Annotated in this window: 32 protein-coding genes; 15 read left to right on the top strand and 17 right to left on the bottom strand. The window is 63.3% G+C overall.

Features of this window, described 5'->3' with window-relative positions:
* The first annotated feature begins 420 nt into the window (after positions 1 to 420).
* Positions 421 to 1,611, top strand: a complete 1,191-nt coding sequence (locus tag QO207_RS11630) for an integrase arm-type DNA-binding domain-containing protein (RefSeq protein ID WP_301532560.1) — start codon at positions 421 to 423, stop codon at positions 1,609 to 1,611.
* Here QO207_RS11630 and QO207_RS11635 read toward each other — a convergent pair.
* The 16 genes from QO207_RS11635 to QO207_RS11710 all read right to left on the bottom strand — a co-directional run bounded on the left by QO207_RS11635 (position 1,608) and on the right by QO207_RS11710 (position 12,219).
* Positions 1,608 to 1,805 carry an AlpA family transcriptional regulator gene (locus QO207_RS11635; RefSeq protein ID WP_301532561.1) on the bottom strand — a complete coding sequence of 66 codons (198 nt, stop codon included), beginning with the start codon at positions 1,803 to 1,805 and terminating at the stop codon, positions 1,608 to 1,610. The genes QO207_RS11630 and QO207_RS11635 overlap by 4 nt on opposite strands.
* A 301-nt stretch (positions 1,806 to 2,106) precedes the next feature.
* Entirely contained in the window at positions 2,107 to 2,553 is a 447-nt protein-coding gene (locus QO207_RS11640) for a hypothetical protein (protein ID WP_301532562.1), read from the bottom strand.
* The gene (locus QO207_RS11645) at positions 2,546 to 3,418 is read right to left on the bottom strand and encodes a hypothetical protein (RefSeq protein WP_301532563.1); all 873 of its coding nucleotides are present in this window, start codon (positions 3,416 to 3,418) and stop codon (positions 2,546 to 2,548) included. The genes QO207_RS11640 and QO207_RS11645 overlap by 8 nt, the downstream gene beginning before the upstream one ends.
* On the bottom strand, positions 3,415 to 5,241 hold the full coding sequence (locus QO207_RS11650) for a DNA cytosine methyltransferase (protein ID WP_301532564.1): 1,827 nt from the start codon (positions 5,239 to 5,241) through the stop codon (positions 3,415 to 3,417). Before QO207_RS11650 ends, QO207_RS11645 begins: the two co-directional genes overlap by 4 nt.
* On the bottom strand, positions 5,238 to 5,837 hold the full coding sequence (locus QO207_RS11655; protein WP_301532565.1) for a phosphohydrolase: 600 nt from the start codon (positions 5,835 to 5,837) through the stop codon (positions 5,238 to 5,240). Before QO207_RS11655 ends, QO207_RS11650 begins: the two co-directional genes overlap by 4 nt.
* A gap of 4 nt (positions 5,838 to 5,841) precedes the next feature.
* Positions 5,842 to 7,182: a DHH family phosphoesterase gene (locus QO207_RS11660; protein ID WP_301532566.1), complete on the bottom strand. Its 1,341-nt coding sequence runs from the start codon at positions 7,180 to 7,182 to the stop codon at positions 5,842 to 5,844.
* Positions 7,179 to 7,658 carry a hypothetical protein gene (locus tag QO207_RS11665; protein WP_301532567.1) on the bottom strand — a complete coding sequence of 160 codons (480 nt, stop codon included), beginning with the start codon at positions 7,656 to 7,658 and terminating at the stop codon, positions 7,179 to 7,181. The genes QO207_RS11660 and QO207_RS11665 overlap by 4 nt, the downstream gene beginning before the upstream one ends.
* 77 nt (positions 7,659 to 7,735) lie before the next feature.
* Positions 7,736 to 8,548, bottom strand: coding sequence for a DUF2303 family protein (locus tag QO207_RS11670; RefSeq protein WP_301532568.1), 813 nt, complete (start codon positions 8,546 to 8,548; stop codon positions 7,736 to 7,738).
* Between the two features lie 39 nt (positions 8,549 to 8,587).
* Complete coding sequence (locus QO207_RS11675) at positions 8,588 to 8,929, bottom strand: hypothetical protein (protein WP_301532569.1); 342 nt, start codon at positions 8,927 to 8,929, stop codon at positions 8,588 to 8,590.
* A gap of 211 nt (positions 8,930 to 9,140) precedes the next feature.
* The gene (locus QO207_RS11680; protein WP_301532570.1) at positions 9,141 to 9,377 is read right to left on the bottom strand and encodes a pyocin activator PrtN family protein; all 237 of its coding nucleotides are present in this window, start codon (positions 9,375 to 9,377) and stop codon (positions 9,141 to 9,143) included.
* Complete coding sequence (locus QO207_RS11685) at positions 9,374 to 9,739, bottom strand: hypothetical protein (RefSeq protein WP_301532571.1); 366 nt, start codon at positions 9,737 to 9,739, stop codon at positions 9,374 to 9,376. Before QO207_RS11685 ends, QO207_RS11680 begins: the two co-directional genes overlap by 4 nt.
* Positions 9,736 to 10,020, bottom strand: a complete 285-nt coding sequence (locus QO207_RS11690) for a phage antirepressor KilAC domain-containing protein (protein ID WP_301532572.1) — start codon at positions 10,018 to 10,020, stop codon at positions 9,736 to 9,738. Before QO207_RS11690 ends, QO207_RS11685 begins: the two co-directional genes overlap by 4 nt.
* Positions 10,021 to 10,030: 10 nt before the next feature.
* Positions 10,031 to 10,600 carry a deoxynucleotide monophosphate kinase gene (locus tag QO207_RS11695; protein ID WP_301532573.1) on the bottom strand — a complete coding sequence of 190 codons (570 nt, stop codon included), beginning with the start codon at positions 10,598 to 10,600 and terminating at the stop codon, positions 10,031 to 10,033.
* Positions 10,597 to 11,031 carry a hypothetical protein gene (locus QO207_RS11700; RefSeq protein ID WP_301532574.1) on the bottom strand — a complete coding sequence of 145 codons (435 nt, stop codon included), beginning with the start codon at positions 11,029 to 11,031 and terminating at the stop codon, positions 10,597 to 10,599. The genes QO207_RS11695 and QO207_RS11700 overlap by 4 nt, the downstream gene beginning before the upstream one ends.
* Positions 11,028 to 11,237: a hypothetical protein gene (locus tag QO207_RS11705; RefSeq protein WP_301532575.1), complete on the bottom strand. Its 210-nt coding sequence runs from the start codon at positions 11,235 to 11,237 to the stop codon at positions 11,028 to 11,030. The genes QO207_RS11700 and QO207_RS11705 overlap by 4 nt, the downstream gene beginning before the upstream one ends.
* 85 nt (positions 11,238 to 11,322) lie before the next feature.
* A complete protein-coding gene (locus QO207_RS11710) occupies positions 11,323 to 12,219 on the bottom strand; it encodes a S24 family peptidase (protein WP_301532576.1) in 897 nt (298 codons plus the stop codon).
* Between the two features lie 98 nt (positions 12,220 to 12,317).
* On the opposite strand from QO207_RS11710, the gene QO207_RS11715 reads away from it, so the two are divergent.
* From QO207_RS11715 to QO207_RS11725, 3 genes are all read left to right on the top strand, one after another.
* On the top strand, positions 12,318 to 12,548 hold the full coding sequence (locus QO207_RS11715) for a YdaS family helix-turn-helix protein (protein ID WP_301532577.1): 231 nt from the start codon (positions 12,318 to 12,320) through the stop codon (positions 12,546 to 12,548).
* Positions 12,549 to 12,975: 427 nt separating this feature from the next.
* Positions 12,976 to 13,479 carry a phage regulatory CII family protein gene (locus QO207_RS11720; RefSeq protein ID WP_301532578.1) on the top strand — a complete coding sequence of 168 codons (504 nt, stop codon included), beginning with the start codon at positions 12,976 to 12,978 and terminating at the stop codon, positions 13,477 to 13,479.
* Positions 13,472 to 13,681, top strand: a complete 210-nt coding sequence (locus QO207_RS11725) for a TraR/DksA C4-type zinc finger protein (protein WP_301532579.1) — start codon at positions 13,472 to 13,474, stop codon at positions 13,679 to 13,681. Before QO207_RS11720 ends, QO207_RS11725 begins: the two co-directional genes overlap by 8 nt.
* A 5-nt stretch (positions 13,682 to 13,686) precedes the next feature.
* On the opposite strand, the gene QO207_RS11730 is transcribed toward QO207_RS11725, so the two are convergent.
* Positions 13,687 to 14,235: a hypothetical protein gene (locus QO207_RS11730; RefSeq protein ID WP_301532580.1), complete on the bottom strand. Its 549-nt coding sequence runs from the start codon at positions 14,233 to 14,235 to the stop codon at positions 13,687 to 13,689.
* Between the two features lie 68 nt (positions 14,236 to 14,303).
* Here QO207_RS11730 and QO207_RS11735 point away from each other — a divergent pair, with 68 nt between their 5' ends.
* The 11 genes from QO207_RS11735 to QO207_RS11785 all read left to right on the top strand — a co-directional run bounded on the left by QO207_RS11735 (position 14,304) and on the right by QO207_RS11785 (position 25,947).
* Positions 14,304 to 17,042 carry a bifunctional DNA primase/polymerase gene (locus QO207_RS11735; protein ID WP_301532581.1) on the top strand — a complete coding sequence of 913 codons (2,739 nt, stop codon included), beginning with the start codon at positions 14,304 to 14,306 and terminating at the stop codon, positions 17,040 to 17,042.
* 343 nt (positions 17,043 to 17,385) lie between these two features.
* Positions 17,386 to 17,979: a hypothetical protein gene (locus tag QO207_RS11740; RefSeq protein ID WP_301532582.1), complete on the top strand. Its 594-nt coding sequence runs from the start codon at positions 17,386 to 17,388 to the stop codon at positions 17,977 to 17,979.
* A 192-nt stretch (positions 17,980 to 18,171) separates the two neighbouring features.
* Positions 18,172 to 18,540 carry a putative holin gene (locus QO207_RS11745; protein ID WP_024767129.1) on the top strand — a complete coding sequence of 123 codons (369 nt, stop codon included), beginning with the start codon at positions 18,172 to 18,174 and terminating at the stop codon, positions 18,538 to 18,540.
* Positions 18,533 to 18,823 (top strand): phage holin family protein, encoded by a 291-nt coding sequence (locus QO207_RS11750; protein WP_037007849.1) that lies wholly within the window; start codon positions 18,533 to 18,535, stop codon positions 18,821 to 18,823. Before QO207_RS11745 ends, QO207_RS11750 begins: the two co-directional genes overlap by 8 nt.
* A gap of 2 nt (positions 18,824 to 18,825) precedes the next feature.
* Positions 18,826 to 19,578, top strand: a complete 753-nt coding sequence (locus QO207_RS11755; RefSeq protein WP_301532583.1) for a hypothetical protein — start codon at positions 18,826 to 18,828, stop codon at positions 19,576 to 19,578.
* Positions 19,579 to 19,818: 240 nt separating this feature from the next.
* On the top strand, positions 19,819 to 20,412 hold the full coding sequence (locus tag QO207_RS11760) for a terminase small subunit (RefSeq protein WP_301532584.1): 594 nt from the start codon (positions 19,819 to 19,821) through the stop codon (positions 20,410 to 20,412).
* A 3-nt stretch (positions 20,413 to 20,415) separates the two neighbouring features.
* Complete coding sequence (locus tag QO207_RS11765; RefSeq protein ID WP_301532585.1) at positions 20,416 to 22,419, top strand: phage terminase large subunit family protein; 2,004 nt, start codon at positions 20,416 to 20,418, stop codon at positions 22,417 to 22,419.
* A gap of 12 nt (positions 22,420 to 22,431) precedes the next feature.
* The gene (locus QO207_RS11770) at positions 22,432 to 22,659 is read left to right on the top strand and encodes a hypothetical protein (protein ID WP_301532586.1); all 228 of its coding nucleotides are present in this window, start codon (positions 22,432 to 22,434) and stop codon (positions 22,657 to 22,659) included.
* Positions 22,656 to 24,113, top strand: a complete 1,458-nt coding sequence (locus QO207_RS11775) for a phage portal protein (RefSeq protein ID WP_301532587.1) — start codon at positions 22,656 to 22,658, stop codon at positions 24,111 to 24,113. Before QO207_RS11770 ends, QO207_RS11775 begins: the two co-directional genes overlap by 4 nt.
* Positions 24,110 to 25,315, top strand: coding sequence for a head maturation protease, ClpP-related (locus QO207_RS11780; RefSeq protein WP_301532588.1), 1,206 nt, complete (start codon positions 24,110 to 24,112; stop codon positions 25,313 to 25,315). The genes QO207_RS11775 and QO207_RS11780 overlap by 4 nt, the downstream gene beginning before the upstream one ends.
* Complete coding sequence (locus QO207_RS11785; RefSeq protein WP_301532589.1) at positions 25,312 to 25,947, top strand: head decoration protein; 636 nt, start codon at positions 25,312 to 25,314, stop codon at positions 25,945 to 25,947. Before QO207_RS11780 ends, QO207_RS11785 begins: the two co-directional genes overlap by 4 nt.
* The last annotated feature ends 5 nt before the right edge of the window (positions 25,948 to 25,952 follow it).

Genomic DNA, 25,952 nt, shown 5'->3' on the forward strand with positions numbered 1-25,952 from the left:
ATTCTACGCAGAACGGCCTTCATGTCAATCTAAAGTTTGGAAAAAGTGATTTTTTATCAGTCGCTTAGCTCAACGGCGGGGTTTGCCGGGCGGTCAGCGCCAGGGTTTCGTGCATTTGATGCGGGCGCTCGCGGGCAACACCGGCAGCAGCCGGAATTGCATTACCATGGACAGGTTTCCGTCGTCCTTCAGGGCGACTTCCCGCAAGTAGGCAGGCGCTTTCTCCGTGACCCGGCAACGAAAGATCATCCACATTGACTGCGCATGAAGTTTTTTCTGGTTTTTCTTCGTTCGTCACACCCTTGAAAGCCGCGCCCTGCGCGGCTTTTCTGTTCGTGAGCGTCCGTTGCCGTGCTGTCCCAGTCATGACAAAAGGGGGTATCAAAGCGGGGTAGATTTTCCTCTCAGGTGATACCCGCTATGCCGCTTACCGACATCCAGATTCGTCAGGCCAAGGCCTCCGACAAACCCCGCAAGCTCAGCGACGAGCGAGGCCTCTTTATAGAGATACGCCCGACCGGGGCGAAGTACTGGCGATACCGCTACAAGATCGAGGGCAAGGAGAACGTCTTCGCGTTGGGGGAGTATCCCGAAATGGGGCTCGCCGAGGCCCGGGCGGAGCGTGACAAAGCGAGAGCCTTGGTCAAACAAGGGCGACATCCCTCGCATGTGCGGCGTACAGAGCGCGCGCGCCAAGTCGTCGAGAACAAGTCATCTCTGAAGGTGGTCGCGCTCGAGTGGATCGAGAGCAAGACTGGCATTAGCGACAGCTACCGGGACCAACTGGTCCGAGCATTCTCAAAGAACCTTTTCCCCTATGTTGGCAAGCTACCGGTACGCGCTGTCACGGCCGCGCAGTTGCTTGAGTGCCTTCGTAGGATGGAGATGCGGGGCGCAACGTACTACGCGATTTCCCTCTGCAACTGGCTGTCGCAGATGTACCGGTTCGCCATCCGCACGCTACGAGCTGACGCCGATCCGGCCGCAGCCCTGTACGGAGCTTTCGTTCGTGAGCCTATTGAGCACAGTCGGCCGATGTCTCTGGATGAGATGGCGAGGTTCCGCCAGCAAGTGGCCGGCTATGGAGGATTTCGCGCCAATACGATAGCCCTGGAGCTTATGCAACTCCTTTTCCTGCGCACCGTCGAATTCCGGCGGGGCAGATGGCAGGATGTGGATCTCGACGCGGCTGTGTGGGACATCCCGGCCGAGTTCATGAAGAAGCGGCGTCGGCACCTGGTGCCGCTGCCTCCCTATGCGGTCAAGCTGCTGCGGGAGCTGCATCGTATTACTGGGGGTGGCCTGTTATTGTTCCCTGGACTTCGGCATCCGGATCGCCCGGTAGATGGAGCTACCTTCAATCGGGCGCTGGAACGCATGGGAATGAAGGGATTCACCTGCCATGACTTCCGTGCCACAGCGTCCACTCACCTGTACGAGTCCGGCCTGTTTCGGAGCGAGGTGATTGAAATTCAGCTGGCCCATGTTGAAGGCAACAAAACTAAGGCTGCATACAATCACGCCCTGTACATGCCTGAGCGCAAAGAGATGATGCTGTGGTGGGAGCGCTACGTGATGAATAGTCAAAAGTGTAAGGCTCAGGGCAGCTAGGCTGCCCTTTTGCTCTTCTGGGCTTCAATCCAGTCTTGGACTTCCAGCTGCGACCATCTGGAATATCGTCCCAGTTTCACCGGGGCAGGAAATTCTTCAAGTTGAATCATGTCGTACAGCTTGGTTCTGCCCATGCCGATTTGCTGCATGACTTCCTCGATTTTGATGAGTCGGTCGAGAGGTCGTTGAGTCATTTCCTTTTTCCTCCTCGGCGGGGTTTCGAACCCATTCCGTGTGCGCTGGCGGACCAGCCGAACTGAGTGCAGCTGTTCCCGTTCTCTGCGGCGAGGGCGTCGATCTGCTCGCCAATGGCCGGTACCAGGTCGGCCGCCATGCAGGAAGGGACGTTGAAAGAGTGGGTGGTCTTCTCGCCGTTGGGAGCAAGCATCCAGATACTGGCCAGCCAGCCGACTGGGCGACGAGGCAGAGTGCCGCGCGTGACTGCGCGGTCCTCTGCGCCGGGCGCACGGCTGGTGGTGTAGGTGATAGTGCAGCTCATTGTGCGCCGGCCTTGGCTGTGTCGATCGCGTGCTCCATGGCATCCTTCACTGTGGTAGCCAGGCCTTCGGAACTGGTGGCGAAGTCGACCTTGCAACCGTCATCATCGAAGAGGTCAATCCAGCCGGCACCTTGCTCCACGCAGAGCTGGATTGACCAGGCTCCGGGGAGGTCCCGGGCCGCGTTCTGAATCTCGCGATACAGTCCGGCTTCTTTCTGCGCTTGCCTGAGCTCCTCACGTAAGTCGGTATAGGTGCTGGCCTGATTCCGTAGTGCCTCCACTTCGGCTCCCAGCTGCAGGTTCTGCTGGATTGCTTCCTCCAGGTATCCGGCCAGGTCGACCTCAACTCCGCAGCATGGGCACATGCCATCGGCCTTTCCGTGCTCGAACAGCGTCATTCCCTCTCGGCAGCTCCAGCACTTGATGCGAATTGCGTCACTCATCGCGACCTCCCTGAGCTGGCTTTGCTCCATTGCGGTCATTCCATAGCGCTACCGCCTCCTCCTTCGACAGCGGATACCCGAGCCCGGCTGCTTCAAGCTCGGCCTCGGTTGGCATTCCCTGCGGCGGGGCGGCGGCGAGTGCGGCGCGAATTTCAGTGGCCAGTGCAGATGCCCGCCGAGCGCGGGACCGAGGGTGGCGGCACTTGTCCGGTTCGACGTACAGGGCGATTTCTTCGAACGCCAGGGTCAGGCACTCGTTGATCTTTGCTGTGAGTTCTTCCGGCACCTGCCCGGCCTGGGCGACCGGGGCGGCGTAGAGCGCGGTGATCGGCGACTTCCTGCCGCGCTTTTCGAAGTGCTCGGCGTTGCTAGCCGCTTCCTCGCGAGAGGCGCAGATCAGACGCTTATAACCCTGCACGTCGACGACAAATGCCACCGGCTCCTGCTTCTCCAGCTCAGCCAATTGGTCGCGCAGTGCCAGTGCGTCGTCATGCCAGTACATATCCTGTTCGGAGGCCGCTTTCGTCGTGGCCCACAGGGTTTCGTTGCTCTGGACCAATTGGTTGATATAGCCGTTGTGGAAGCATTCGAACTGCTCGCCGCAGGAAGGGCAGACTTCCTTCATGGCGACCGACTTGGTGTCGGTCACTCGAATGATCGCGTGCAGCTTCTCCAGCTCCGCCACCCTGGCCTGGTCGGCATCGCGCTCGCCCCTGAGCTGCTGGGATTCGGCCTTGGCCAGCACCAGGTCAGTGATGGAGCGCAGCACAAGATCGATGCCGGGGTATGTGGAGAACCCGAGCAGGGCGGTAATGGCGCTGATGTCGGCGGCCATGGAGTCGAAGGCGGCTTTGTAGTCATTCATGCTGCCTCACTCCTGTACAGGTCGATCAGGTCGGCGGCGTTGGCTGCGATCAGGTCCTCTGATTCGTAGGGGCTAACGCTGTTGCCTATGAGCTTGATCTGGTCTGTGTTGTTAACGTTCTTGCGCACCAGCTGGCCGGTGGCTTTGTCCTCGAACCAGCCCCAGTCGGTGATGTAGTCCGGGTCAAAGCCCTGGGCGATCTTCAGCTCTACCGGCTTGAGCATGCGCAGGGTGAAATCGACGAGGACGTAGTCGCCCAGCAGCACCAGGTCGACCAGTTGCGGGAAGTGCTCGGGTAGGTGCTTGTGCAGGAAGGCTGCGCACTTCCGGGCCTTCTCCATCAGCTCGGGCGGTAGGATGGCCGCTGGGACCTGGACAACGGTGACCAGAGCCATGCGGTCCTTGGTGGGCAAGGTGTGCATTGGCTCGGCCAGGTCCTGCCATTGACCGCCAGTGCTGTAGAACTTAACCAGGTAGGCGCTGGCCAGGCGCTGGTTGGAGCCCGCCTGCGTAATGGTGCTGAGAGGCGCGTCGGCAGCGCGGCCCGCGCCGTCGTAGAACCCTCCGTTGGCCTGCTCGAAATGGCAGGCGGCAACTGCGTGATGCCCGGAGCTGGTGGTGATGGCGTTGACCGGCTGGTCCATAGAACCGCCGATGGAGCCGTTGCGCAGAGTCACCATTGCTGCAGTGACCAGCGCTTGCTCGCCACGGTTGGCGCCGGTGATGGTTCTGGTTGCTTCGGTCAGCGGGTAGCCGGCGCGGTCGCCGTGATGGGTGAGGTGCGTCAGGTGTGCCGCCGACAGGGCGAAGTGGCCACCCTTGATCTGAGCGACTTGGGTGCGCAGCGGTTCGGCGGCGCTGAAAGTGCGCTGGTTGCTCGCGTTGGCGAACTCGGTGAGGTTGGCTGCGGCGAGGTGGCCATCGTCCATAGGCACGAGGAAGGGCTTGTCCGCCATGACGGTATGTCGCCAGAAGCCCTTGGCCACGCGCCGGCAGGTGTTGTCTGCGTGTGGGCGTTTCCGGTCGATCATGCTCTTACCCAGGTTGCTCCAGTCAATGCACTCCGACGCCTGGCGCCAAGGCATCTGATCGGCCTTCGGGTTTTCGTGACGCTTCGGGGTGGTCCAGACGATAGGACGGCCGTCGGTGCGACCGATCATGAAAAGGCGTTTGCGGATGGTCGGCGCGCCGGCATTCGAGGCGCGGCGTTCGCGCCACTCCACGTTGCAACCCAAGCCGCGGACCAGGGCGCTCTGCGGTACCCATAGGCCGATGGCCGCCATGATCTCCGGCATATCCGGGTGGTCCGCTGGCAAGCCGCTGGTGAGGCAGGCAACGAATGCCTTGAAGGTGCGACCTTCCTCCGTCTTGATCGGCTGGCCGTGCTCGTCGAGCGGGCCCCATTTCTGGAACTCTTCGACGTTTTCGAGCAGGAACAGGCGCGGCCTGGTGGCATGCACCCAGCGCACGACTACCCAGGCCAGGGAGCGAACCTGCGGGCTGCGTGGGGCGGCGCCTTTGGCCTTGCTGAAGTGGCGGCAATCCGGGGAGGCCCACAGGATGGCGACGGGCTGCCCGCCGGTGGCCTCTAGCGGATCGACGTCGAAGACGTCGGTGATGAAGGTCCTGGTGCTGGGGTGATTCGCCTTGTACACGGCGATGGCCACGGGGTTGTGGTTGATGGCGATGTCCGGGTCGCGGTAGGCCTTGCGGCCTCCGCTGCTCGCGCCGCCGAGACCGGCGAACAGGTCGACGTACAGCTCGCGCTGGAACGGCAGCGCGCGCTGGGCGTCGTTCACCTTGATTGTGCGGAAGGAGGTCATGCGTCCCCCTTCAAGGGCGTGGTGAAGCCCTTGCAGTCGGGGGAGACGTGGAGCATCGGAGCTTGTCCGCGCAGGCGCTCGATCAGTAGGCCCTGCAGGCGCTGGTGGAAGTGCCAGCGCGCGACGTGTGGTGTCCACAGGTCGATGCGCGCCTCCAGCGGCTCGATGCCCTCCAGGCACTCCCAGGAAGCCGGGTGTGCCGGCATCAGATCCCGTCGCTCGGTGGCCAATGCGACCAGGTCTGCGTGCTTCACGCACTCGGGCAGCTCTTCGGCCAGCTCGAAGCGCTGGCAGATGGCTGACCAGATACGTTCCTCGACTTCGCAGAAGGCGGGCATGCACTGCTTGAGCGGCCGAACCATGTCGCCGATGTAGGCTTCGGTGGCGTCATGCAGCAGCGCCACCAGTTCATACTCCTTGGGCACCAGGCGGGACACCAGCACGCTGTGCTGCGCGACTGTGTAGTGATCCCGGGTGTGCCCGTTGAAGCGCGCGATGGTGCCGAGAGCCTGGGCGATGTCGTGCGGGCAGATCATGTCTGGGGTCGGCTCGAACAGGTCGAAGCGCTTGCCGGTGAAGGTGAGAATCCAGGTCATGGCCTTACTCCCATCCGCCCAGGTACTGCGGGTAGACGCAGGCGGCGAACGCGGCGCGCCAGGGCTCGGCCGGTGTTTCGCCGTCCTCCTCGAAGCACTGTCGGTCCAGCTCCTCCTCGGTCCACTCCGACACGTCGTCCAGGTCGAAGTCGTCCGCGCTGTAGCCGGCAAAGGCGCACAGCAGCTTGATCGCTTGCTCGGGGGTGTAGGCGGCCACCAGCTCGTTGTCGCCCACCTGGAAGCACTTCAGGGTAGGGGCGTTATAGGCCAGCGGGTGGTCGTAGCCGACCGAGAAGCCCGCGGCGTTGCGGTGGCCGCCTCCGCCGTAGAGCTTGGCGATGGCCGACACGTCCAGGCCGTCATCGGAGCTGCGCAGGGAGAAGGTCCGGCCCTTCGGCGTGTCCCAGTAGCAGGCCGCGAACGGGGCGTTCTGCGCCATCACATGGCCGGCATCGCTGGAGTAGATGTACGGCAGGTTGGCAGCCGGTACGTTGTGCCCGCCGATGGTCATGCTGCGCTGTACTGCCCGCAGTAGCTCTCCGATGTCCTTGTGGTGCTTGCGCTCGATGGCGATGCCGTCGGCGCGCAGGGCTTCAGCCGGGGTCGCTGCCAACCGGTCCCAAACCTCGAAGTCGTAGGGGTAGCTGAAGAGATTCGCCTGAACCTCCCTTGTCCCCTCCAGGGCGAAGCGCCAAAGGTCACGGTCCTCGATGTGATTGATCAGTGCGGGGCGAGGCTGGTCGGGGAAGAAGAAGTCCCAGGTCAGCCCGGCGCCGCTGCGCTCCATGTCGAAGCATGTGAAGATGGAGCGCGACCCTGCAGTGGCATGAGCCCAGGTCCGGCAGTCGTCAACCTGCGGGAAGCCAGCCAGCGCCTCGGCTGCGGTCTTGTGGTGGTCGATCACCAGAACGCCCTTGGCAATCTCGGAGATCTGCAGCAGGTCTTCCCGGGAATATGAGAAGTCGACCATCACCACGGTGCGGCCGGCTACGTCGGGGATTGCGTCGCCGTAGCGGCCGGGGTGGAACTCGACTTCCGGGAAGGCCTTGCGGACCACCCAGGCGGCGCCGAAGCCATCGGCGCAATTAGCGTGGTAGACGCAGAGCGGCGGGCGCCACACCTGTTGCATCACGTCGTCGTAAGCGATGGCCTGGACGCGACCAGCTACGGCAGGGTGCCCGAGCACGGCGGTGTCGTTGGTGAGGATCAGGGTGTCAAACTTCGGCATCTCGTCACCCTGGTACCAGTTGTCGACGATCCGGGAGAGTCCCAGTGCATCAGCGATGAGGTGCTTGTTTCGGGTCTTGCCGCAGCCAGGGCGGCCAACTACGAGGACGCTCTTCATGCTGCGTTCTCCTGTTGCTCGGCGTGGGCCAGTACGGCGCGGATGCGTTCCGCCATGCGCACGGCCGATTCAGCTGCCAGGGTGGCTTGATCCTTGTGGATGGTGGCCCCGACTCGGTGGGCGGTGACTGCGGTGACCTTGAGTTGCCCGCTGATCTTCATCAGCTCGGCGGCGTCTGCGTCAGTGAAGGGGCTCGCGCGCCTGGCGTGGTGGGCGATTCGCTCATCGCAGTCCTGGATCAGTTTTTCGCATTCCAGGCGGTGTGCCGCCTCGGCCTGCCTCAGCTGGAGATTCTTCTCCGCGATGTCATCGTGGAGCGCCTCGATGTGGGCAGCGTGGCCTAGCTTGCAGTCGGCATAACCCAGGTCGTAGCCCTTGGCTTCGGAGCGGTTGGAGACAATCCAGTCGCTGAAGACCTGGAGGGCGAGTGCCACCACCAGAACGATGATCAGCCCGTAGTCGTGAAGTGCTTGCATGTGCTGTGTCCTCAGTAGGGCCCGCCGCCGGGAATAGCTGTCAGAGTCCGGCGGCGGGGTGTTGCAGTTGGAGGCTGTTAGGCGCCCAGCTCGAAGGTGCCGATGGTCAGAGTGGTGGCGTCGGCGATGTCAGCCGCGAGCAGTTCCTTGAACTCCTGCGCGATCTCTTCGCGGACCTGCTCCTCGGCCACCCAGCGCGGCTTCAGCACAGGCTTGTCGTTGCCGGTCAGCACCGACAGGCGCAGGACGAAGTTGCGCAGCGGCAGACCCTCGAACGGCGCGCAGGAGAAGATCAGCGAGCCCGGCAGGGTGTCCTGGCTGTCGGCCTCAATCCTGTCCATGGCGCTGCGGGCGGCGTTGAAGTTGCCTTCGACGTTGTTGCGCTCGGAGGTCGCCTTGATGGTGATGTTGCGCACCGCGGCGATGGCCTGGGCGATGGGCATCGACTCGTCAGCCGGGGTGACGGCCTCCAGGAAGTCGCGCCAGTCCTCCATCCACTCGGCCAAGTCCTTCTGCGACAGGGTCTTGCCGGCGATGCGTTGGAGTGCGGCATAGGCGGCAGTCGGCTCAAGGCGCAGCGTGGCGATGTCATCGGCGTGGCCAGCCAGTGCCGAGTCGCCCAGGTTGAAGATCACGCGGCAGGTCATGTTGTCCTTGTCGACGAAGCCGTGGGTGGCCTTATCGGCGCGGTCCTTCACGTAGGTGACGAAGTCGGCCAGCGAGGACGTGCTCAAGGATCCGCGGAAGCGGTCGCGGTTGGCGTGGAGCTTCTCCATGTTCTGGAGCTTGTAGCCTTCCGGCACAACGGCGAAGGCCCCGGTAGTGCCCTCGACGCGGACATTGGCGGCAGCGACGGCGTTGGCCAGTAGCAGTTGCAGAGCGTCTTTCATGTGCTGTGTTCCTTGGTTGAGATGCGGTTGAGGTCAGAGTTACCGCGGGTGGACGGGGGTTTCGCTCTCCTTGAAGAGCTGGGCGGTGGGGTTGGTCTGGAACAGCTCCAGTCCTTCCGGGGTGACGTACATCGGCGTGTCGAGCGCCGTGTCTTCGCTGCGGCTGCCGCGCTTGGTCGGCACCTTGTAGTCGAGCCGGTGGCTGATGTTCACCTGGTTGGATTCGCCGACCCGGCTCATCTCCAGGGTGATGACGACCTTGCCTTTCTTGCCGTGTTCGACGACGCCGGACCCGACGTCCGAGAGTGCGGCCCCGATCTGGTTGGCGAACACGCCGGCATTCAGTGAGCCGAGGAAGTCGGCCACATCAGTCTTCTTCATGTGCTGTGCCTCAGTGGTTGGTGTTGATTCCCCATAACCCTCTCGGTGAAAGGGCTATGGGGAAGGCCCGTCCGCGGGCCTTCCTACTCACACCGCCTCCGTATGTGAGCGATTCGAGCGCGGTCCGGGTGTGCCGTCCTGCTCTGTTGCTGCGTTTACATGGCTGCCACTCCTCCTGCTGATCCACCCAGGTGCGCTGGGGCGCTTTGCTTCAGGCTGCCTGCGTGGACTGGGCGTCGAGGAACTCAGCCAGGTCCTGCAGGTACACCACCGGCTTTTCCCGGCGGGACGTGGTGAGCGTGCGGGTGGTCAATGCCACCTCGCGGCTCTTGATCAGTGCGCGCAGGCGCTTCTCGGTCTTGATGTGCGGGAAGTAGGTCGCACGGACCTGCTCCAGCGTCAGCGTGGCGGTGCCCCACTGCTTGAACAGTTGCTCGATGGTGGTCACGGCGCCTCCCCGCGCCCCGCCGGGAGCCGTGCCCGGATCAAGGCGACCAGGCCCTCGATGGTCTTCCCGGTGTCGCGGGCGGCTACGTTGCCGGCTTCGTCGGTGACTACGGCACCGTAGGGGCGGGTCTTGTCCGTGGTGAGCGTGACGTGAGGGAGCCAGCCGCTCGGGGTGATGGCGAACAGCTGGGCGTACAGGGCGCCCAGGTCGATGGAAGCCTGAGGGACAGCGGTGAGTCGCTCGATGCACTCTGCTGCGGCGTCCTGGAGAGCGTCGGCTGGGTAGGCGGTCGGAGCGGTGAAGTGCATGCCGACCAGCCGGAGCGCGCCCACTGCGTCGGTGATGGGGTTCGATACGGTCATGCCACGTGATCCTTGTGCTGGGTGACGGTGATGGAGATCCCGAGGCGTTTCGCCAGCCAGGCGATGCCGTCCTCGGTGATCATCACCACGCTGTAGTGGTGGTACCGGCCGTTGGTCTTGTTCCAGGTCGCGCGCAGGTCCATGAACAGATGGCCCTTGCCGATGTGCTGGGCTGCCACCGTCCCGTCCCTGTTCAGGACCTTGTCGGCCTTCAGGCGGTCGCGCAGTGCGCGCTTACCCTGGCCGAGGACGGCGGCTGCCTCTCGAATGGTCCGATTCATGGCTCGGCCCTCAGGCTGCCTGCAGCGCCCGGAGTTGGACCGTCTGCATCAGCGCGTCGAGCGCTTCGTAGAGGTCCTCCAGCGTGCCGTCGTTGTGGATCACCAGGTCGTTGTCGAACACTGCGATGCCGGACTCGCTGCTGTGCGCTGCGACTCCAGGCGCATCCGGTCGGTGCAGGTGCACAACGATTCCGCCTTTGGCCCGAATCCAGTCCGCCTCGTTCTCGAAGCGGACGTCGCTGATCACGAAGCCTCGGGCGTGTGGACTGGCTTCCAGGTGGTTGGCGAGGTTCATCTCGGCCAGCAGCAACCACAGCTGCGGGTGGACCTGGTGGCGGCCCCATTCGGTGCCGAGCAGTTGCATCAGCTCGCGCGGGGACTTGCCCAGCCAAGGGAGGGGCTGCTCCTTGTCGGCGCCGTCGAAGGCGGATGCCGGCAGGTTCAGCATGTCGATCAGGGCGCGCTTCAGCGGCGACGCGAAGGCGTAGATCAGCAGGCCGAACTGTGCGGCGATGTAGCTGGCGGCGGTGTCTTTGCCCGAGCGGGCGCGGCCGTGGAGGCCGATGAGGAAGGGTTTCATGCGGCGGCTCCAAGGTCAGGCTTCGCGTTGAACAGGTCGCGAATCGACTGCAGGTGCTTCGGCGGGGCGAGCACAACGAATCGCCGCTCGGGGCTCAGGGGCAGCGCGTCGACGTGTCCTGATGTGAAGAAGTACCGCACAGGCTGGCTGATAGCGCTGTGGGAAAGGAGCCCTTGAACGAAGGCCAGCGTGTCCTCGGCTTCCTGGTAGATCGATCCCAGGGACCTATAGCGGGTCTCATTCAGGTAGAAGCTCCGCCTTTCCGAGGTGTGCCCGATGACGTCGTAGTCGGTCGAGGCCGGCGAAACGCGGATTGAAATCTCTTGAACGTGGCCGTAGTAGTCGAAAAAGACGTGCCACTTGCCCTGGTTGGTAACCAGCAGGCAGGTGGAAAGGATCTGGAACAGGAGTTCTTCAATGGTGGGCTTCACGCGGCACCTCCCCACGGGCCGCTGTCGGCCTCCGTGCTGGGGGCGACAGGGCGCGGCTGGGTCAGGCAGGCGCGCTGGGAGGTGCCAACGATCACCAGAAGGCCAGTTTGGGCCTGGATGGCCTCAACTGTGGCGCGGCTGGTGGCCGCTGCCGGGTGCAGATACACCGGGCAGCGGGCTTTGGTCATGTGCTGTGCCGATTGCATGTCTCGTACTCCAGGGTCAGAGATGGGTACGAGATAGAAATTAGCAACAGCTAAAATTTATAGCAATAGCAAACGCTAAGATTTTCTAGAAATCGAGATCGTCGACGAAGCGAGATGACTTGAGAATCCCGCCAACATAATGAATTTTATCGACTTTCTCTTCTTCAATGAGTAGAGGAGGGTGGCCGGGGTTCACGCTATCAAAACGGTAGAGGCCGTCGCGGTGATAGATAAATTCCTTAATCATCGCTTGGCCGGACGCAGTCCTAACCATCACCTCGTCGCCCGAAACGTATGGGTGGTTAGGCTCGATCAGAACATACTCCCCGTTCTTAATCCGAGGGGTCATGCTGGTCCCGACCACGCGAAGCCCATAAGCGTTGGGGTCATTGCTGGGGACCATCAGGCGCCCGTCTCCGACTCCGACTGGGAAGTCTATCGCTTCGAAATACCCATCGGTGCCAAGCATCGCTTTGCCAATCACGGGGACACTTCCTTGTTTGATGCCAAGCTCCTTGACCTCCGGCACAGCCCTAAATTGATGGTCTAGGGATCCGAGTTCGGAGTGTCCTGAGTCTCCAGACTCCTGGGCGTCTTCTTCAATCGCCTCAGGAAAGGAGAGTCCTTCCCTACGCTTCCGTTCTGCGAGTTCCTCCTCTGTAAGAAAATCCATTGAGTAGGTGATGACGTTCGAATCATCTAGATCAACGATCTTTGGCCCGTGCTTCAGGCCTACCTCGTTGAACCTATGGTGAAGGGTGACGACTATCCCAACGTGGAACTTGGGTACGCCCAGTGTGCCTTGCATGAGGCCAAGTTTGCTCTCAATGGCGCCGGCAGCGCGCTCGCCCATCCTCCTGTGACCATTCAGTAGTTGCGACAGGTAGGAGGCGTCTAGGTCGAATGCCTGCGCGAAATCCTTCAGCTGGTTGTCGCCGATGATCTCTCGTAGGTGTTTGATTCGGGTTTCGTATATGTCCATCTTTTGATGATTGCCATCCGTTAGCATTTTGTAAATTACGCTTTGCTATTGTCATGCGAATTAGCAAGTGCTAATGTCTGCGTGAAATGGAGGTGACTATGACGCTTCTCGAATTCCTTAAGGCCCTAGGTGGGGATGAGTTGCAGGCTTTCGCTGAAAGCTGTTCTACATCGGTTGGGCAGCTGAAGCAGGTCGCCTATGGCCATCGTCGGGCGAATGCCCAGTTGGCTATCGCGATTGATCGTCACACTTCTGGTCAGGTGTCTTGTGAGGCAGTCCGGCCAGATATCGACTGGCAGTACTTGAGGGGAAGCGCGCGCGCCGCATAGCCAGAACTTGAAGGGTGCCGGCGCGGGGCTCTGACCCCCCGCGCCGGCGGGGAGACACGGTTTGTACCCAGCACATGAGCGGTACCCACCGTATCACGCTGAATCGGGGCTCTGACCCCCCTTTCCAGCGGCGCCAGTCGAGGCTCTGACCCCTCGGCTGGCAACGACGCCCGAAGCCCGCACAGCACTTGTGGGGAGGCATCGGGACGCCGTAGCCAGAATAGTAGGGGATAGCCTACCTTCTGGCTATGTCGTTAAATGGCGACTTTCGGTACAACCGCATCAGGACTCTGACCCCTGACGCGGTAGGTGCCAGACCCGCAGCCTCTGACTCTGCTGGTCTGGTGATGGAAGCACAGCACGCAAGCGGTAGTTGCCATGGATGGGTTCCCCTCCTTGGCGCAGCCGTTGAGGGGTTCCTACAACTATGAGCCGGAAAGACTTGCTGCCGGATGCTGGTCCGGTCTTCGATCTCCGCCAGGCGCTGTACCGCGCTGGGCGCGACTACAAGGGCGGTCTTACCTCCCTTGCCCACGACATGGTCCTTCCCTATGAGGACCTCCAGAAGAAACTAAAGCTCGACGAGGAGCGCCGCTGGCCGACGCCGGACGAGCTCGAAGAGATCATCCGCCTTACCCAGGACTCGCGTCTGCTCGACGCGCTGATGCGCCCGGTCGGGGCGGTCTGGTATCGGCCCGAGGCTGTCGAGGCTACGGGCTCAGCGCTCAAGGCTGTCGGTGAGCTGCTGCAGCGTGAAGGTGAGTTCGTGGCCAGCCTGCAGAAGGGCGCCGACGACAACAAGTGGGAGCCCCATGAGGTAGTTGATCTGGAGTATCACGGTGCCAACGTCATCCGCGCCGTCCTCGGCATCATGGCGGGCGCCCGGCAGTCGATGGAGCGTCGGCTGGAGGAGGTGAAAGCCAATGGCTGATCTCCTCGAACTGGCGGCAGAGCGGGAAGAAAACCACCGGCAGGGGCTGCTGGAAGCGCGAGTGCGGCCGGCACCGGCCCACACCATCAGCAACACCCACTGCGATGACTGCGGAATTGATATCCCTGAGGCGCGGCGGCGTGCGGTAGCCGGTTGCGAGTGCTGCGTCGATTGCCAGCAACTCAGGGAGGATCGCCGGTGAATCAGTCAGCGAACCTGGGCCATGTATTCCATGGCTGCCTCAGTAGCAATGTCCAGCTGCGCTCTGGTGTATTGGCAGAGCGAGCCCAGGTCGGACAGCGCCTCATCAAAGGTCGGAGGGTGCTTTCTGTAACTCTCAACTACCGTGGCAACAAGGGAGTGTCCAATGCGGGCGGAGTCAACTATTCGCATGGCTGCTCCAACAACCCTAGCGTCGGGAAGGTCATGAATGGGGAAGGCTTCCAGGCTGGCAACCATCCCGTTGAACGTCGACCTTTCGTAGACTCGTTGAGCGTACCCTTCCTGCGAACCGCGCGTGCCCATCTGTGTGAAGGCGCGCGACATTTCTTGAATGGCGAACTCTGCGAGGCCAATGAAAGCCTCAATCCGCTGCAAGACGGCTTGTTTGTGTCGTTCCAGTTCAAGCCTTTGTTGATGCTTGGTCTGCAGGTTGGATATCCAGATTGCGCCTCCCAGCGACACCACCACGCCCACGGCTTGAAGCCAAGAGGCGAGGCCGGGGTGCTGCTCAAACCACGCGAGAAATTCGGTCATAACGTCCGTTGTTCCGATGTTGGTCGTACCGATTGTGCCTTGGCTGCTTTCAAGATGGGAGGCAGCGCATGACGAAGGCAGGGAACGCCACTCCGATCTCCGCCTGGGCGCGGCGCTATATCGAAGTCTTCGGCCTGGCCCTGGTCCCCATCGGGCCCGGTGAGAAGATCCCCAAGGGTAAGGCTTGGCAGCGACCGGGTGGGTATTACACCGACGCGGCCAAGGCCGAGGCCTTCTGGACCAAGAATCCGAATCACAACATGGGGGCCGTTCTCGGCCCCAGCGGCGTTTGCTCGCTGGACGTGGACGATGTGCCATCCACGCGCCAGGTGCTGTGGGACTGCCTCGGCCTGGACCTGGATGCGCTGCCGGTGGTTTACCCCACCGTTGTGGGCAACCCCGAGCGCTTCCGGGTGCTCTTCCGGGTACCGGAAGGATTCGACCTCAGCCGTCACTCGCTGAGCTGGCCGAATGAACAGGACCCGGACGGCTCGAAGTTCAAGCTCGCCCAGGCTGCGCTCCTCAAGGCGAAAGAGAAAGGCGATACCGAACAACAGGCGAAGATGCAGGCGCTGGCCGATAGCCTGAAGCGCTTCACGGTCTTCGAACTCCGCGCGGGCCTGGTGCAGGACGTCCTGCCTCCCTCCATCCACCCTGGTACCGGCAAGCCCTACACCTGGCGCACTCCGCCCAAGGGTGACGGCCTGCCGGTCCTGCCGGATGACCTGCTGAACATCTGGAAAAACTGGGACATCTTCAAGCGCGATGCCGAGGCGGCATGCCCGTGGGCGCCGAAGGCAGCTGCACCGAAGAAGCCAGCGAAAGCCAAGTCCAAGCCGGCGGCGCCGGGCGGCAGCGCCGGGTCAGTGATCGAAGAGTTCAACCGCGCCCACGATGTGGAGCAGCTCCTGAGCGCCCACGGCTACATCCAGCGCGGCAAGAAGTGGTTGTGCCCGCAGAGCAGTACCGGCCTGCCAGGCGTCACTGTCAGCGAGGACCGCAAGGTCTACTCGCACCATGGCTCGGACCCGCTTGCCAACGGCCACCAGAATGACGCCTTCGACGTCTACTGCTTGCTCGAGCACAACGGCAACCAGAGCGCAGCGATCAAGGCAGCCGCCCGCATGCTGGGCATCGAGCACAAGCCGCGGGCTCCGAAGCCAACCCCCGAGCCGGGGACTTCGGAGCAGCCGCCCAGCCCGGCCGCTGATGACCTTCCCCACGCCCCATCCTTGGCAGACACCGACGCGGACGACGACACCGCAGAAGACGGGGGGGCGGGGGAGGGCCTGACTTTGGCCCAGGCGCTGCGACGGTACGCCCTCATCGAGGGCACCACGCACGTGTGGGACGTCGACAAGGCCAAGAAGATGAAGAAGCCGGCCTTCGTCGCCCTGATCGGGCAGAAGCTCTTCAAGGAGTGGTCGGACGTCACGGACCGCAAGCGGAAGAAGCGGATCAGCGAGGACCAGGTCAAGGAGATCGAGCAGGCACGGACGATGGCCGGCAAGGCAGTCGGGCCGATGAGCATGCCGCCCCTGGTCCGGTACGTTTACATCGACGGTACCAAGGATGTGTGGGACCTGCTGAAGAAGCGCCGAGTGCCGGAAGGCGCGGTGAAGATGGCCCTCGGCGATGCCTACGGCCTATGGCTGAACAGCCCAGAGCGGCGGGTTGTGGACGTGAGCAACATCGTCTTCGACCCGACGCTGACCTCAGATCCGAAAGAGACCATCAACACCTTCGAAGGCCTGCCCCTGGAGCCCAAGCGCGATGACGCGGCCTGCGAGAACCTGCGCTGGCTGATCGCCTTCCTGTGCAACCACGAACAGGCCGCGCTGGATTGGCTGGTCCGGTGGCTGGCTTACCCGCTGCAGCACACCGGCGCGAAGATGGACACCGCGGTACTCATGCACTCGACCATGGAGGGCTCCGGCAAGAGCCTGCTGTTCTCGGTGGTCATGGGGCGGCTGTACGGGCAGTACTCCGCGACGGTCGGGCAGACGCAGCTCGAAGGCAACTTCAACGCCTGGCAGAGCGGGAAGATGTGGGCGGTGTTCGAGGAAGTGGTCAGCCGGGACCAGCGGTACAACCAGGTGGGCAAGATCAAGCAGCTCATCACCGGCCAGACCGTCCGCATCGAGAGCAAGTTCGTGAACGGCTGGGAGGAAGCGTCCTTCATGAACGCTGTGTTCCTCTCGAACGAGATCATGCCTTGGCCGATCAGCCCGGGGGACCGCCGCTTCCTGGTCATGTGGCCGGAGGAGGTCCTGTCGCCAGAGCGGCAGAAGGCGATCAGCCACGAGCTGGCCAACGGCGGCGTCGAGGCCCTCTATGCGTGGTTGCTCGCCCAGGACCTGGGCGACTTTGACCAGCACACCAAGCCGCCGAGCACGCCCGCGCGCGAGCGCCTGGTGGACCTCAGCAGGTCGACCTGGCAGACCTTCGTCCACCTCTGGCGCAGCGGGGAACTGGGCAACGGCCTGTGGGGTGCGTGCCTGAGTACGGACCTGTATGCCTTGTTCCTGGAGTGGTGCCAGCGGAACAAGGAGCACTCGATGAGCCAGACGAAGTTCAGCCTGTTCGTCACCACGGCGGGCGTTGACAAGACGCGGGCGATCCCCTGGACGGAGAACAACAGCCGAAGGTTCTGCGCGTTCTTCTTCCCCAGGGATGAGGAGGCGTTCACGCCCGCGAAGACCACGGCGCCTGTGCTGGGCCAGCACGTCACGGAGTGGCGCGCCAGGGCGCGGAAAGCCGGCTGGCACGTGGACAACTGGGACCACGTGAAGGCGGCTGCAGCATGAGTGCGCGCAAAAGTGTGTTGGGTGTGTTGGGTGTGTGTTGGGTTGGTTTTGCAACCTTACACAGCGCGAAGCCCCATTCGGCGCGGGTTCTGGACGGCTGTGTAAGGTGTGTAAGGTTTGCGCGCGTGCGCGCGTGCGTGCGCAGAAAAAATAGCTTCACCCTCCAGCCCGAATCAGAACGACGTTTTTTCTCTACGCGAGGAACTGAAAAACCTTACCAACCTTACACACCTTACACAGATGCTCTGAGAGCATTGATTTTGAAGGGTTCTGAGTGTGTTGGGTTTGTGTTGGGTTGCGGGATTCTGTGTTGGGTTGCGGTTTTGGGCGGGGAGTCGGCGCGATGATGGAAGGAATCGAGGTGTTGATGCGGCATTGGGGCGAGCAGCAGCGCAAGTGCGGCCAGGCAGGAGCCCTGTCCAGCACCATGGCCACGATCATGGAGTACGGCGGCTGTGCGCCGCGCGGCGGCGTGTATGGAGCGAAGCTGCTTGTAGCCGGTGCTGGTCACGATTACGTGGCGAGCGAGGTGGAAGCAGCGTTGGGTGTTGTGGACCGTGCGGAGGATGGCGGCGCCCTGGTCCTATTGGCCGAACTGCGCTACGTGAACCGAAACGGGCTGACACTGGCAGAGCAGATCCAGGTGCTCGACCTGGGCCAAGGAGCGGCTGGTAAGAGGTCGTACTACCGCCGGCTGGAGCGCTTGCATTATCAAGTGGCCGCCGCCCTGGCTGCGCGCCACGCTCGATCCAGCGGGCAGCGCAAGGCCAGCCGCCGAGACGGGGAGCGCATGCGCAAGGCCTCTCTTGTTCAGGCGCAGAAGGCGCACAAGGCTCGCGGCGTAGAGCTGTTCAAGGGTGACGCCCTTGACCGTTCGTCGGGCGACATGGCGCCGATCAGCTCCCGTCAGGCTCCGATGGGCGCCGTACAGGAATAACCGAAAACAGGGGGTTTTCGGTTTGTCACTCTCCCGGTAGAAAGTCCCCACGATGTTCGTATTCCGCCAAGGCGGAGCGAACCAACAAGATGCACGTGCTGTGCAGATCCCCGGCGCCTGACCCGCCCGGGCAACCTGAAAGCCCCTCTCCGGAGGGGCTTTCCCTTTTCAGCCTCGGCATGGAGTTGAGCGATGGGAGAGCCTGCGAGCACGACCGCTGCAGTAGTTGCCGGCGCCGCGGGCGCTGGCGTTGCCGGCTTCCTGGCTGGCTTTGACATCATGGCTGCCGTGGGTGCCTTGTTCGGTGCGTTGATCTTCTCGACCACCACGCAAGAATTCCCGAACTGGCAGCGATTGCTGTTCCTGGTCGCGTCGTTCGTGATGGGCTACGTGATCGCCCCGGGTATCCGTGAGGTCGATGTCTACGGCTACCGCCCGTTCCAGTTCTCCGGGATTGCCGCCTTCGTCGCTGCCCTGCTGGTGGTGACTATCTCGCTCTGGTTGATCAAGCGAGGGAAGTCCGGCCCCGGCGCGATGACGCGAGGAGGTCAGGATGGGTAACCACCTGGTGCAACTGGTGCTGACGCAGACGACCTTCTGGCTCTGCGTCGTGTTGTTCCTGCGACTGTTCACCTTCCAGCGTGGCGATGCTCGCTTCCGCCGTAGCATTTCGTGGATGGCCTGGGCGGTGATGGGCTGCTCTGGCTCAGCGGTACTGTTCATCCTCAAGGGCATGCTGCTGATGCCTCTGTACAGCTGGCCGCTGGTGGTGTTGCTCGGCGTGTTTACCTTCGCGGTGTTCAAGGCGCGGGGCAACATGGCCCAGGTCTGGCGGACGCAGTAGCCATGCGCGGCAGTATCTCGGCGAAAGACCTGGATGACGCAGTGGCATCGCTCCAGGTGTTGGGCGGCGACCTGCCCAACAAGGTGTTGGCCGATGCGCTGAACCACACGGCGAACCAGGCCAACCAGGCCTTGGTCAGCGAGATCGACGACGTCTTCGACCGGCCCACCTCATTCACCCGCAACGCCGTGCGCATCATGAATGCGACAGCCAACCGCCTTGAGGCGTCGTTGTGGGTGAAAGATGAAAAGGACAACGCCTCGAAGGGGCAGGCACCAGAAGACTGGGTGGCTCCGCAGGTGTTCGGTGGTCCACGCGTCGACAAGGCATCGGAACGCAGCCTGCGATCCAAGGGCATCCTGCCCGCTGGGCTGTTCATCGTTCCCGGCGCCGGTGCCCGTCTGGACCAGTACGGCAACATGAGTCGAGGCCAGATGATCCAGATCCTGTCTGGACTCGGCGCCCTTGAGCAAACCTCGGGCTTCAAGGGCAACGCCACTCAGAGCGCGCGCTCGCTGGCCAAGGGGCATCAGAAGGCCTACTTCGTGATGAAGCGCGGCAAGGTCCCCATTGGCATCGCCGAGCGTCGAGAGGGCGCGGTGACCATGGTTCTCGCCTTTGTTCGTCAGCCCCAGTACCAGGTACGCCTGCAGTTCTACGAGGTGGTCCGACGCATTGCCGAGGATGACTCCAGGCTGGAGGCCAACATCGAGCAGGCACTCGCCAAGGCGATGCGAGCGAAGGCGTCGAGCTGATGCCTTGGCTGGCCCGCCGAGCAGGGTTCACGCCTCACGGCGGCGCCCCCTGGAGGGCCGGCGGCAGGCCCACCGGGAAGCCGGTGCGGTCCGTCGGCATACGCCGGGGGCCCCTGGGGCTGGCGAGGGCGTAAGGGTGATTCGAACCCCGTTTTCACGCTAGTGACTGGGCCGGGAAGTTAGTTAACAGGGTTAACCCGGTTAACCCCCGTGGTTCATCGTGGTTAACAGGTATCTCTTATGGCGTTGATGACCAAGGCTGAGTACGCGGACAGCCGCGGCTGGTCGCGCCCTTACGTGTCCAAACTGGTGAAACAGGGCCGGCTGGTCGTCAACGACGACGGCAAGGTGGATGCGGAGGCCAGCGACCAACTGCTGGCCAGTACCGCAGACCCGAGCAAGGCGGGTGTCGCCGAGCGGCACCAGCAAGAGCGGGTGGAGAAGGGCGTCTACGCGTACATTGCGCCGACGGCAGCCCCCAGCCCGGCCCTGCCACCGGCAGGCGCTACCGCCACCGGGACTCCCGACTACCAGAAGGCCCGCGCCCGCCGAGAGCACGCCCTTGCGCTGCTCGCTGAAGATGAGCACCGCAAGAGCCGTGGGGAGCTGGTGGAGCGTGAGCGTGTGGATTCCGCCTCCTTCACTGCTGCCCGGTCGCTGCGTGACCTGCTACTGGGCGTTCCCCCGAAGATCGCGGGGGAGCTGGTAACCCTCACCGACCCATGGGAGATCGAGCGCCGCCTGACCGAGGCGATGCGCCGGGCTCTCGAAGATGCTGACCGACTGCTGCAGCTCGACGCCGAGATCGAGCAGGGTGGCAAGGAGCCGAACTGAGCCATGGAACAACCGTATGCCGACGGTGCCGCCGCGTACCTGGCGGCATACCGCCGAGGCCTGAAGCCTGACCCTGAGCTGTGGATTGATGAATGGGCCGACAAGTACCAGATGATTCCCAAGGACACTGGTGCAGCTGAGCCGGGCAAGTACCACACCGACCGTACCCCCTACGCACGCGAGCCGATGCGCTGCCTGTCGCCAGTCCACCCAGCCAAGCGCGTGGTAACGATGATCGCCTCGCAGCTGATGAAGACCCAGGTGGCTCTGAACTGGATCGGCGGCTGCATCCACATGTCGCCGGCCAACATCCTGGTGCTGCTGCCCACCGAGAAGTTGAGCAAGCGGGTGTCGGGCCGGATCGACAAGACCATCAAGGCCGTGCAGGTGCTGGCGGAGCGCGTGGCGAAGTCGCGTTCCCGGGATGCCCGCAACACCCTCGACACCAAGGAGTTCGAGGGCGGCGCCTTGTACTGCGCCACCGCCGGCTCGGCCTCCAACCTGGCTGAGCTGTCCGCGCGTTGGATCTACGGCGACGAGGTCGACCGCTGGGAAATGGACGTCGACGATGACGGTGATCCCATTAAGCAGGCCGAGGCGCGGGGGTCCACCTTCGGACGTCGTGCGAAGTACTACTACTCCAGCTCGCCGACCCTGAAGGGTATCTCGCGCATCCACGACCTGTTCCAGCAGGGCGACCAGCGCCACTACTACGTGCCTTGTCCCCACTGTGGAGCGATGCAGGTGCTGGAGTGGGAAGGGCTGAAGTACACCGATGACTTCCGCTTCGTTCAGTACCAGTGCTGCGTGCCTGGCTGCGCTCTCATCGAGGAGCACCACAAGGCCGCGATGCTGGCCGCGGGGGAATGGCGAGCACACGGCAAGGGTGACGGCGAGACGGTGAGCTTCACGCTCAGCGCGCTCTATGCGCCTGCCGGCTGGCTGAGTTGGACCGACATGGCCAAGGAGTATGAGGAGGCGAAGAAGCTGCAGGAGAAGGGCGACCCCGGTTCCATGCAGGTGTTCTACAACACGCGCCTCGCCAAGGTGTGGGATAGCGCCGAGGAAATGACCAAGGCCGATGAGCTGCGCAAGCGAGCCGAGGCTGAAGGTCACCGGCTTGGCCTGGTGCCTGCTGGTGCGCTGATCCTCACCGCAGCGGTGGACACCCAGCACAACCGCCTTGAGCTGCTGGTCATGGGCTGGGGCGAGGGGCTGGAGCGCTGGACGGTCGACTTCCAGGTGATTCCGGGTGACCCGGCGGACGAGCGCACCTGGGCCCTGCTGGACGAGAAGCTGAAGGAGCGGTACCGGCACGTCAGTGGCGTGGACCTGTCGATCTGCGCCACCTGCATCGACTCTGGTGGCCACCACACCGACGAGGTGTACCAGTTCACTCGACTGCGCCGCTGGCGGAACGTACTGGCGGTGAAGGGTGCCAGCAAGCGTGGCCGCCCTGTGCTGGCCCAGCGCCCGTCAAAGGTCGACGTCACCTGGCGGGGTAACACCGAGAAGCAAGGCGCCGAGCTGTGGATGGTCGGCACCGACACCGCCAAGGACTGGATCTACAACCGCTACCAGTTCGAAGAGGGCCCTGGTGCGCTGCACTTCTCTGCCGACCTGCCCGAAGAGTTCTTCGAGCAGTGTGTGGCCGAGCGCAAGGTGGTGCGTTACGTGAAGGGCTTCAAGCGTGTCGACTGGGTGAAGGCCAAGTCGGAGCGCAACGAAGCTCTCGACCTGATGGTTTACAACCTCGCCGCCGCGCAGTTCCTCGGTCTGCACCGGTACCACGAACCTCAATGGGCCAATCTTCGCGCCACGGTCGGGCAAGGCAGCCTGTTCGCAGAGCGAGTGCAGCCTGCGCCCAGCGCCGCCGATGAGGATGACGCGCTGGAAGCTGCCGAGAGCAGTCCGGCTCCTGCTGCGGCCATCGCCAAGGCATCCGCCCCACAACCCCAGCCATCTGGCAGGCGTACCTCGCGCAGCGGGTATCTCAGCCGTCGATAGATCGAGGTCACCATGGACACGGCACAACAACGCCTGGACGAAGTCCGGGCGGCAATCAAGGTCATCCTCAGGAAAGGCCAGTCGGTCCGAAAAGGGGACCGACAGATCGACCATGCGCAGTTGGCCAGCCTGCGCATTCTCGAAGCCGAGTACGCAGAGGCTGCCCAGGCCGAGGCGGCTGCCAACAGCCGCCGCCCGCGGCAAATTCGCCTCTACAGCGGAGGCAAGGGGATCAAATGACCGGCCGATATCGAATTGTCTCCAAGCGGCTGCGCAACAGCTACGAGGGAGCCGGCACTGGCCGGCGCGCTGCGGGCTGGGATGCCCCTGAGGCTGCGCTCAATGCGATTGCACTGCCGGCATTGCCGACACTGCGCAAGCGCTCTCGGGCGGCGGTCCGTAATGATCCCTACGCGCTCAGCGCGATCTCCCGCCGGGTCACCAACATCATTGGCACCGGCATCACGCCCCGGTCGCAGATCAAGGACAAGGACCTGCGCTCGGAGATCAATCAGCTGTGGGAGGACTGGGTCGACGAGGCCGACGCCGATGGCCTGACCGACTTCTACGGGTTGCAGATGGTCGTGTCGCGGATGGTCGAAGAGTCCGGCGAGTGCTTCGTGCGTCTGCGCAACCGGCGACTGGAGGATGGCTTCGCGGTGCCGCTCCAGCTCCAGGTACTCCCGCCTGACTTCGTGCCGGTGGATCGCAACTTCAAAACCCGAGCCGGCAACATCGTGCGTGCCGGCATCGAGTTCAACGCCATCGGCCAGCGGGTGGCCTATTGGATGTGGCAGAGCCACCCAGGTGATCCGACGGCACCTCGTCGCGGTTACAACCAGCTCAACCGCATTCCAGCGGACCAGGTGCTGCACATCTTCGAGCCCTTGGAAGGCGGCCAACTGCGCGGCATCCCTCGACTCGCTCCGGTGCTGCTGCGCCTGAAGTCGCTGGACAACTACGACGACGCAGTGCTGTTCCGGCAGGAGGTGGCGAATCTGTTCGCCGGCTTTATCACCCGACCACGGCAGGACGGTCCGCCGATGTTCGATCCCACCACGGGCCAGGCGCCTGCTGCGGATCGAGACGGCACGCCGATGGTGGGGCTTGAGCCAGGCACCATGCAGGAGCTGCTGGAAGGGGAGGAGGTTGTCTTCTCCGACCCGCCGGACGCGGGCAACACCTACGTCGATTTCATGAAGCAACAACTGATGGCTGCGGCTGTTGGCGTGGAGCTGCCCTACGAACTGCTCACTGGCGATATGGGCGACATCAGCGACCGCACGCTCCGCGTGTTGCTCAATGAGTTCCGGCGCCGCATCGAGCAGGTGCAGTTCAGCGTTTACGTCTTCCAGCTCTGCCGTCCGGTCCGGGCGGCCTGGCTCGACACGGCGTACCTCAGCGGAGCTCTGTCGCTTGCGGATTACCCCGCCCGACGCCGGGAGTACCTACGTACTCGCTGGGTGCCTCAGGGCTGGGCATACATCCATCCGGTTCAGGACGTCCAGGGCAAGCTGCTGGAGATCGGTGCCGGATTGGCCAGTCGGAGCGAGCACGTCCTGCGCACCGGCTACGACGCCGAAGTGGTGGACGAAGAGAACGCCCAGGACAACGAACGGGCCCGCGATCTGGGCCTCAAGTACACGACTGCCACCGACGCACTGGTGGATGATGAAGAGGACAAAAAGCCATGATGAAGCGACACCATCTCACCCTCGCCCTGGCTGTTGCACTGGGGACGTTGGGTGTGTGCACCGCGGCCCAGCCGGTGATCATGAACAAGGCCCAGGGCGCACCGGAGCTGCAGGCCGAGCACTGGTACAGCGTCAAGGCGCTGGGCGAGAGCGAGGCGGCGGGCAAGTCGATTGAAATCTATATCTACGGAGAGATCGGCTTCTGGGGCATTACCTCGGCCGACTTCATCCGCGACCTGAAGGCGGTCGACGACGGTACCTCGCCTGTGCTGGTCCACTTCGACACTATCGGCGGCGACCTCTTCGATGGCATCGCCATTCACAATGCCCTGCGTGGGCTTGGTGAGCGTTGCACGGCGCGCATCGACGGTGCGTGCTTCAGCGCGGGCAGTGTCGCCGCCTGTGGCGCACACCGCGTTGAAATGGCCGACAACGCACTGTTTATGATCCATAACCCGTGGACCTTCGCCGCAGGCGACAGCGAGGACCTGCGCAAGGTCGCCGACATGATGGACCAGGCCTTCGAGGGCATTGTGGCCAGCTACCAGCATCGGGCGCTGAACGTGGACGATGCAGAGCTGCGGCGCATGATCAACGACGAGACCTGGCTGACCGCGCCCGAGGCGAAGGAAAAGGGCTTCGTGGATGAGGTCCTCGGTGCGGCCGAGCCGGTGGGGATCAATGCCAGCCTGGGCAAGGTGCTCAACCGATACCTCAACACCCCCGACGCGGCGCGCAAACTGCTCGCTGCGGAAAAGCCGAAACCAGCCCCGAAGAACGAGCCTGACGACAACCCTGGCGACCCTCCGGCAGATCCAGAGACTGCGGACTTGGCAGCCGAGTTGGCCTCCGAGTGCGCGGCTGCTGGGCTCAACGACAGCATGCCCTACCTCATCAAGGCCAGCGGCCTGAAGGACCGCTCCGCGGTACAGGTAGTCGTGGCGCGTGCCAAGGAAGTGAAGGCCGTCTGCGTGCTGGCCAAGCTGCCCGGCGAGGCAAAGGCGCTGATCGAGCAAGGCCTGGACGGCAACGGCGCGCGCCTGAAGTTGTACGACAAGGTTGCCGCGCGCAGTAGCCAGGTCGAGCTCGACAACAAGATCCCGGTGGACGATGACCAACTGCCCACCTCCAACAAAACCCTGAACCCCCGCGACGTCTATGCCAGCCGCCGCCAATCCGCCTCGAAAGGAGCGCAGCAATGACCATCAAGACCGAAGGTATCCACCCCGGCGAATTCCTCCTTTCGGAGGCCAATGGCTATCGCAGCCGCGATGTGGTGGTGATCTGCGCCGGCTCCGGCCTCCTGAGCGCCGGCACCCTGATTGCCCAGCTGACCGCGGCCAACGCCCTGACCCCGACTGCCAAAGCCGGTAACACCGGCAACGGCACTGTCGGCGCTGTCGTTGTAACCAGCGCCGCTGCCAGCGGCACCTACGTGTTGACCATCACCGAAGCCGCTGCGAACGGGGGCGTTTACGAAGTAACCAGTCCGGCCGGGGTGGTGGTGGGCGAGGGGCATGTAGGCCAGCCGTTCACCGGCGGTGGTATGACCTTCACTCTGGCCGACGGCTCCACCGACTTCGTGGTGGGCGATAGCTTCACTCTGGTAGTGAAGGGCAATCTCGGCGAGTGGACGGCCTATGACGACGACGGCACCGACGATGGTCGCCGCACCGCTGACGGCATCCTCTTCGCTTCGGTCGACGCCACCCTGGTGGATGTGAAAGCCACTGCGGTCGTGCGCGACTGCGAAGTCATCGAGCGCCTGCTCACCGGTCTCGACAACGCGGGTGCCGCCGACTTGTCCGCACTGGGCATCGTCATCCGACCCTGATCCCC

The organism is Pseudomonas sp. CAN1 (assembly GCF_030462585.1).
In the GTDB taxonomy this organism is placed as follows: domain Bacteria; phylum Pseudomonadota; class Gammaproteobacteria; order Pseudomonadales; family Pseudomonadaceae; genus Pseudomonas.

Excerpts from the sequence above, each read along its gene's own strand:
- QO207_RS11630 (WP_301532560.1), top strand. The coding sequence starts at position 421 with ATGCCGCTTACCGACATCCAGATTCGTCAGGCCAAGGCCTCCGACAAA.
- QO207_RS11635 (WP_301532561.1), bottom strand. The coding sequence starts at position 1,805 with ATGACTCAACGACCTCTCGACCGACTCATCAAAATCGAGGAAGTCATG.
- QO207_RS11640 (WP_301532562.1), bottom strand. The coding sequence starts at position 2,553 with ATGAGTGACGCAATTCGCATCAAGTGCTGGAGCTGCCGAGAGGGAATG.
- QO207_RS11645 (WP_301532563.1), bottom strand. The coding sequence starts at position 3,418 with ATGAATGACTACAAAGCCGCCTTCGACTCCATGGCCGCCGACATCAGC.
- QO207_RS11650 (WP_301532564.1), bottom strand. The coding sequence starts at position 5,241 with ATGACCTCCTTCCGCACAATCAAGGTGAACGACGCCCAGCGCGCGCTG.
- QO207_RS11655 (WP_301532565.1), bottom strand. The coding sequence starts at position 5,837 with ATGACCTGGATTCTCACCTTCACCGGCAAGCGCTTCGACCTGTTCGAG.
- QO207_RS11660 (WP_301532566.1), bottom strand. The coding sequence starts at position 7,182 with ATGAAGAGCGTCCTCGTAGTTGGCCGCCCTGGCTGCGGCAAGACCCGA.
- QO207_RS11665 (WP_301532567.1), bottom strand. The coding sequence starts at position 7,658 with ATGCAAGCACTTCACGACTACGGGCTGATCATCGTTCTGGTGGTGGCA.
- QO207_RS11670 (WP_301532568.1), bottom strand. The coding sequence starts at position 8,548 with ATGAAAGACGCTCTGCAACTGCTACTGGCCAACGCCGTCGCTGCCGCC.
- QO207_RS11675 (WP_301532569.1), bottom strand. The coding sequence starts at position 8,929 with ATGAAGAAGACTGATGTGGCCGACTTCCTCGGCTCACTGAATGCCGGC.
- QO207_RS11685 (WP_301532571.1), bottom strand. The coding sequence starts at position 9,739 with ATGACCGTATCGAACCCCATCACCGACGCAGTGGGCGCGCTCCGGCTG.
- QO207_RS11690 (WP_301532572.1), bottom strand. The coding sequence starts at position 10,020 with ATGAATCGGACCATTCGAGAGGCAGCCGCCGTCCTCGGCCAGGGTAAG.
- QO207_RS11695 (WP_301532573.1), bottom strand. The coding sequence starts at position 10,600 with ATGAAACCCTTCCTCATCGGCCTCCACGGCCGCGCCCGCTCGGGCAAA.
- QO207_RS11705 (WP_301532575.1), bottom strand. The coding sequence starts at position 11,237 with ATGCAATCGGCACAGCACATGACCAAAGCCCGCTGCCCGGTGTATCTG.
- QO207_RS11710 (WP_301532576.1), bottom strand. The coding sequence starts at position 12,219 with ATGGACATATACGAAACCCGAATCAAACACCTACGAGAGATCATCGGC.
- QO207_RS11715 (WP_301532577.1), top strand. The coding sequence starts at position 12,318 with ATGACGCTTCTCGAATTCCTTAAGGCCCTAGGTGGGGATGAGTTGCAG.
- QO207_RS11720 (WP_301532578.1), top strand. The coding sequence starts at position 12,976 with ATGAGCCGGAAAGACTTGCTGCCGGATGCTGGTCCGGTCTTCGATCTC.
- QO207_RS11725 (WP_301532579.1), top strand. The coding sequence starts at position 13,472 with ATGGCTGATCTCCTCGAACTGGCGGCAGAGCGGGAAGAAAACCACCGG.
- QO207_RS11730 (WP_301532580.1), bottom strand. The coding sequence starts at position 14,235 with ATGACCGAATTTCTCGCGTGGTTTGAGCAGCACCCCGGCCTCGCCTCT.
- QO207_RS11735 (WP_301532581.1), top strand. The coding sequence starts at position 14,304 with ATGACGAAGGCAGGGAACGCCACTCCGATCTCCGCCTGGGCGCGGCGC.
- QO207_RS11740 (WP_301532582.1), top strand. The coding sequence starts at position 17,386 with ATGATGGAAGGAATCGAGGTGTTGATGCGGCATTGGGGCGAGCAGCAG.
- QO207_RS11745 (WP_024767129.1), top strand. The coding sequence starts at position 18,172 with ATGGGAGAGCCTGCGAGCACGACCGCTGCAGTAGTTGCCGGCGCCGCG.
- QO207_RS11750 (WP_037007849.1), top strand. The coding sequence starts at position 18,533 with ATGGGTAACCACCTGGTGCAACTGGTGCTGACGCAGACGACCTTCTGG.
- QO207_RS11755 (WP_301532583.1), top strand. The coding sequence starts at position 18,826 with ATGCGCGGCAGTATCTCGGCGAAAGACCTGGATGACGCAGTGGCATCG.
- QO207_RS11760 (WP_301532584.1), top strand. The coding sequence starts at position 19,819 with ATGGCGTTGATGACCAAGGCTGAGTACGCGGACAGCCGCGGCTGGTCG.
- QO207_RS11765 (WP_301532585.1), top strand. The coding sequence starts at position 20,416 with ATGGAACAACCGTATGCCGACGGTGCCGCCGCGTACCTGGCGGCATAC.
- QO207_RS11770 (WP_301532586.1), top strand. The coding sequence starts at position 22,432 with ATGGACACGGCACAACAACGCCTGGACGAAGTCCGGGCGGCAATCAAG.
- QO207_RS11775 (WP_301532587.1), top strand. The coding sequence starts at position 22,656 with ATGACCGGCCGATATCGAATTGTCTCCAAGCGGCTGCGCAACAGCTAC.
- QO207_RS11780 (WP_301532588.1), top strand. The coding sequence starts at position 24,110 with ATGATGAAGCGACACCATCTCACCCTCGCCCTGGCTGTTGCACTGGGG.
- QO207_RS11785 (WP_301532589.1), top strand. The coding sequence starts at position 25,312 with ATGACCATCAAGACCGAAGGTATCCACCCCGGCGAATTCCTCCTTTCG.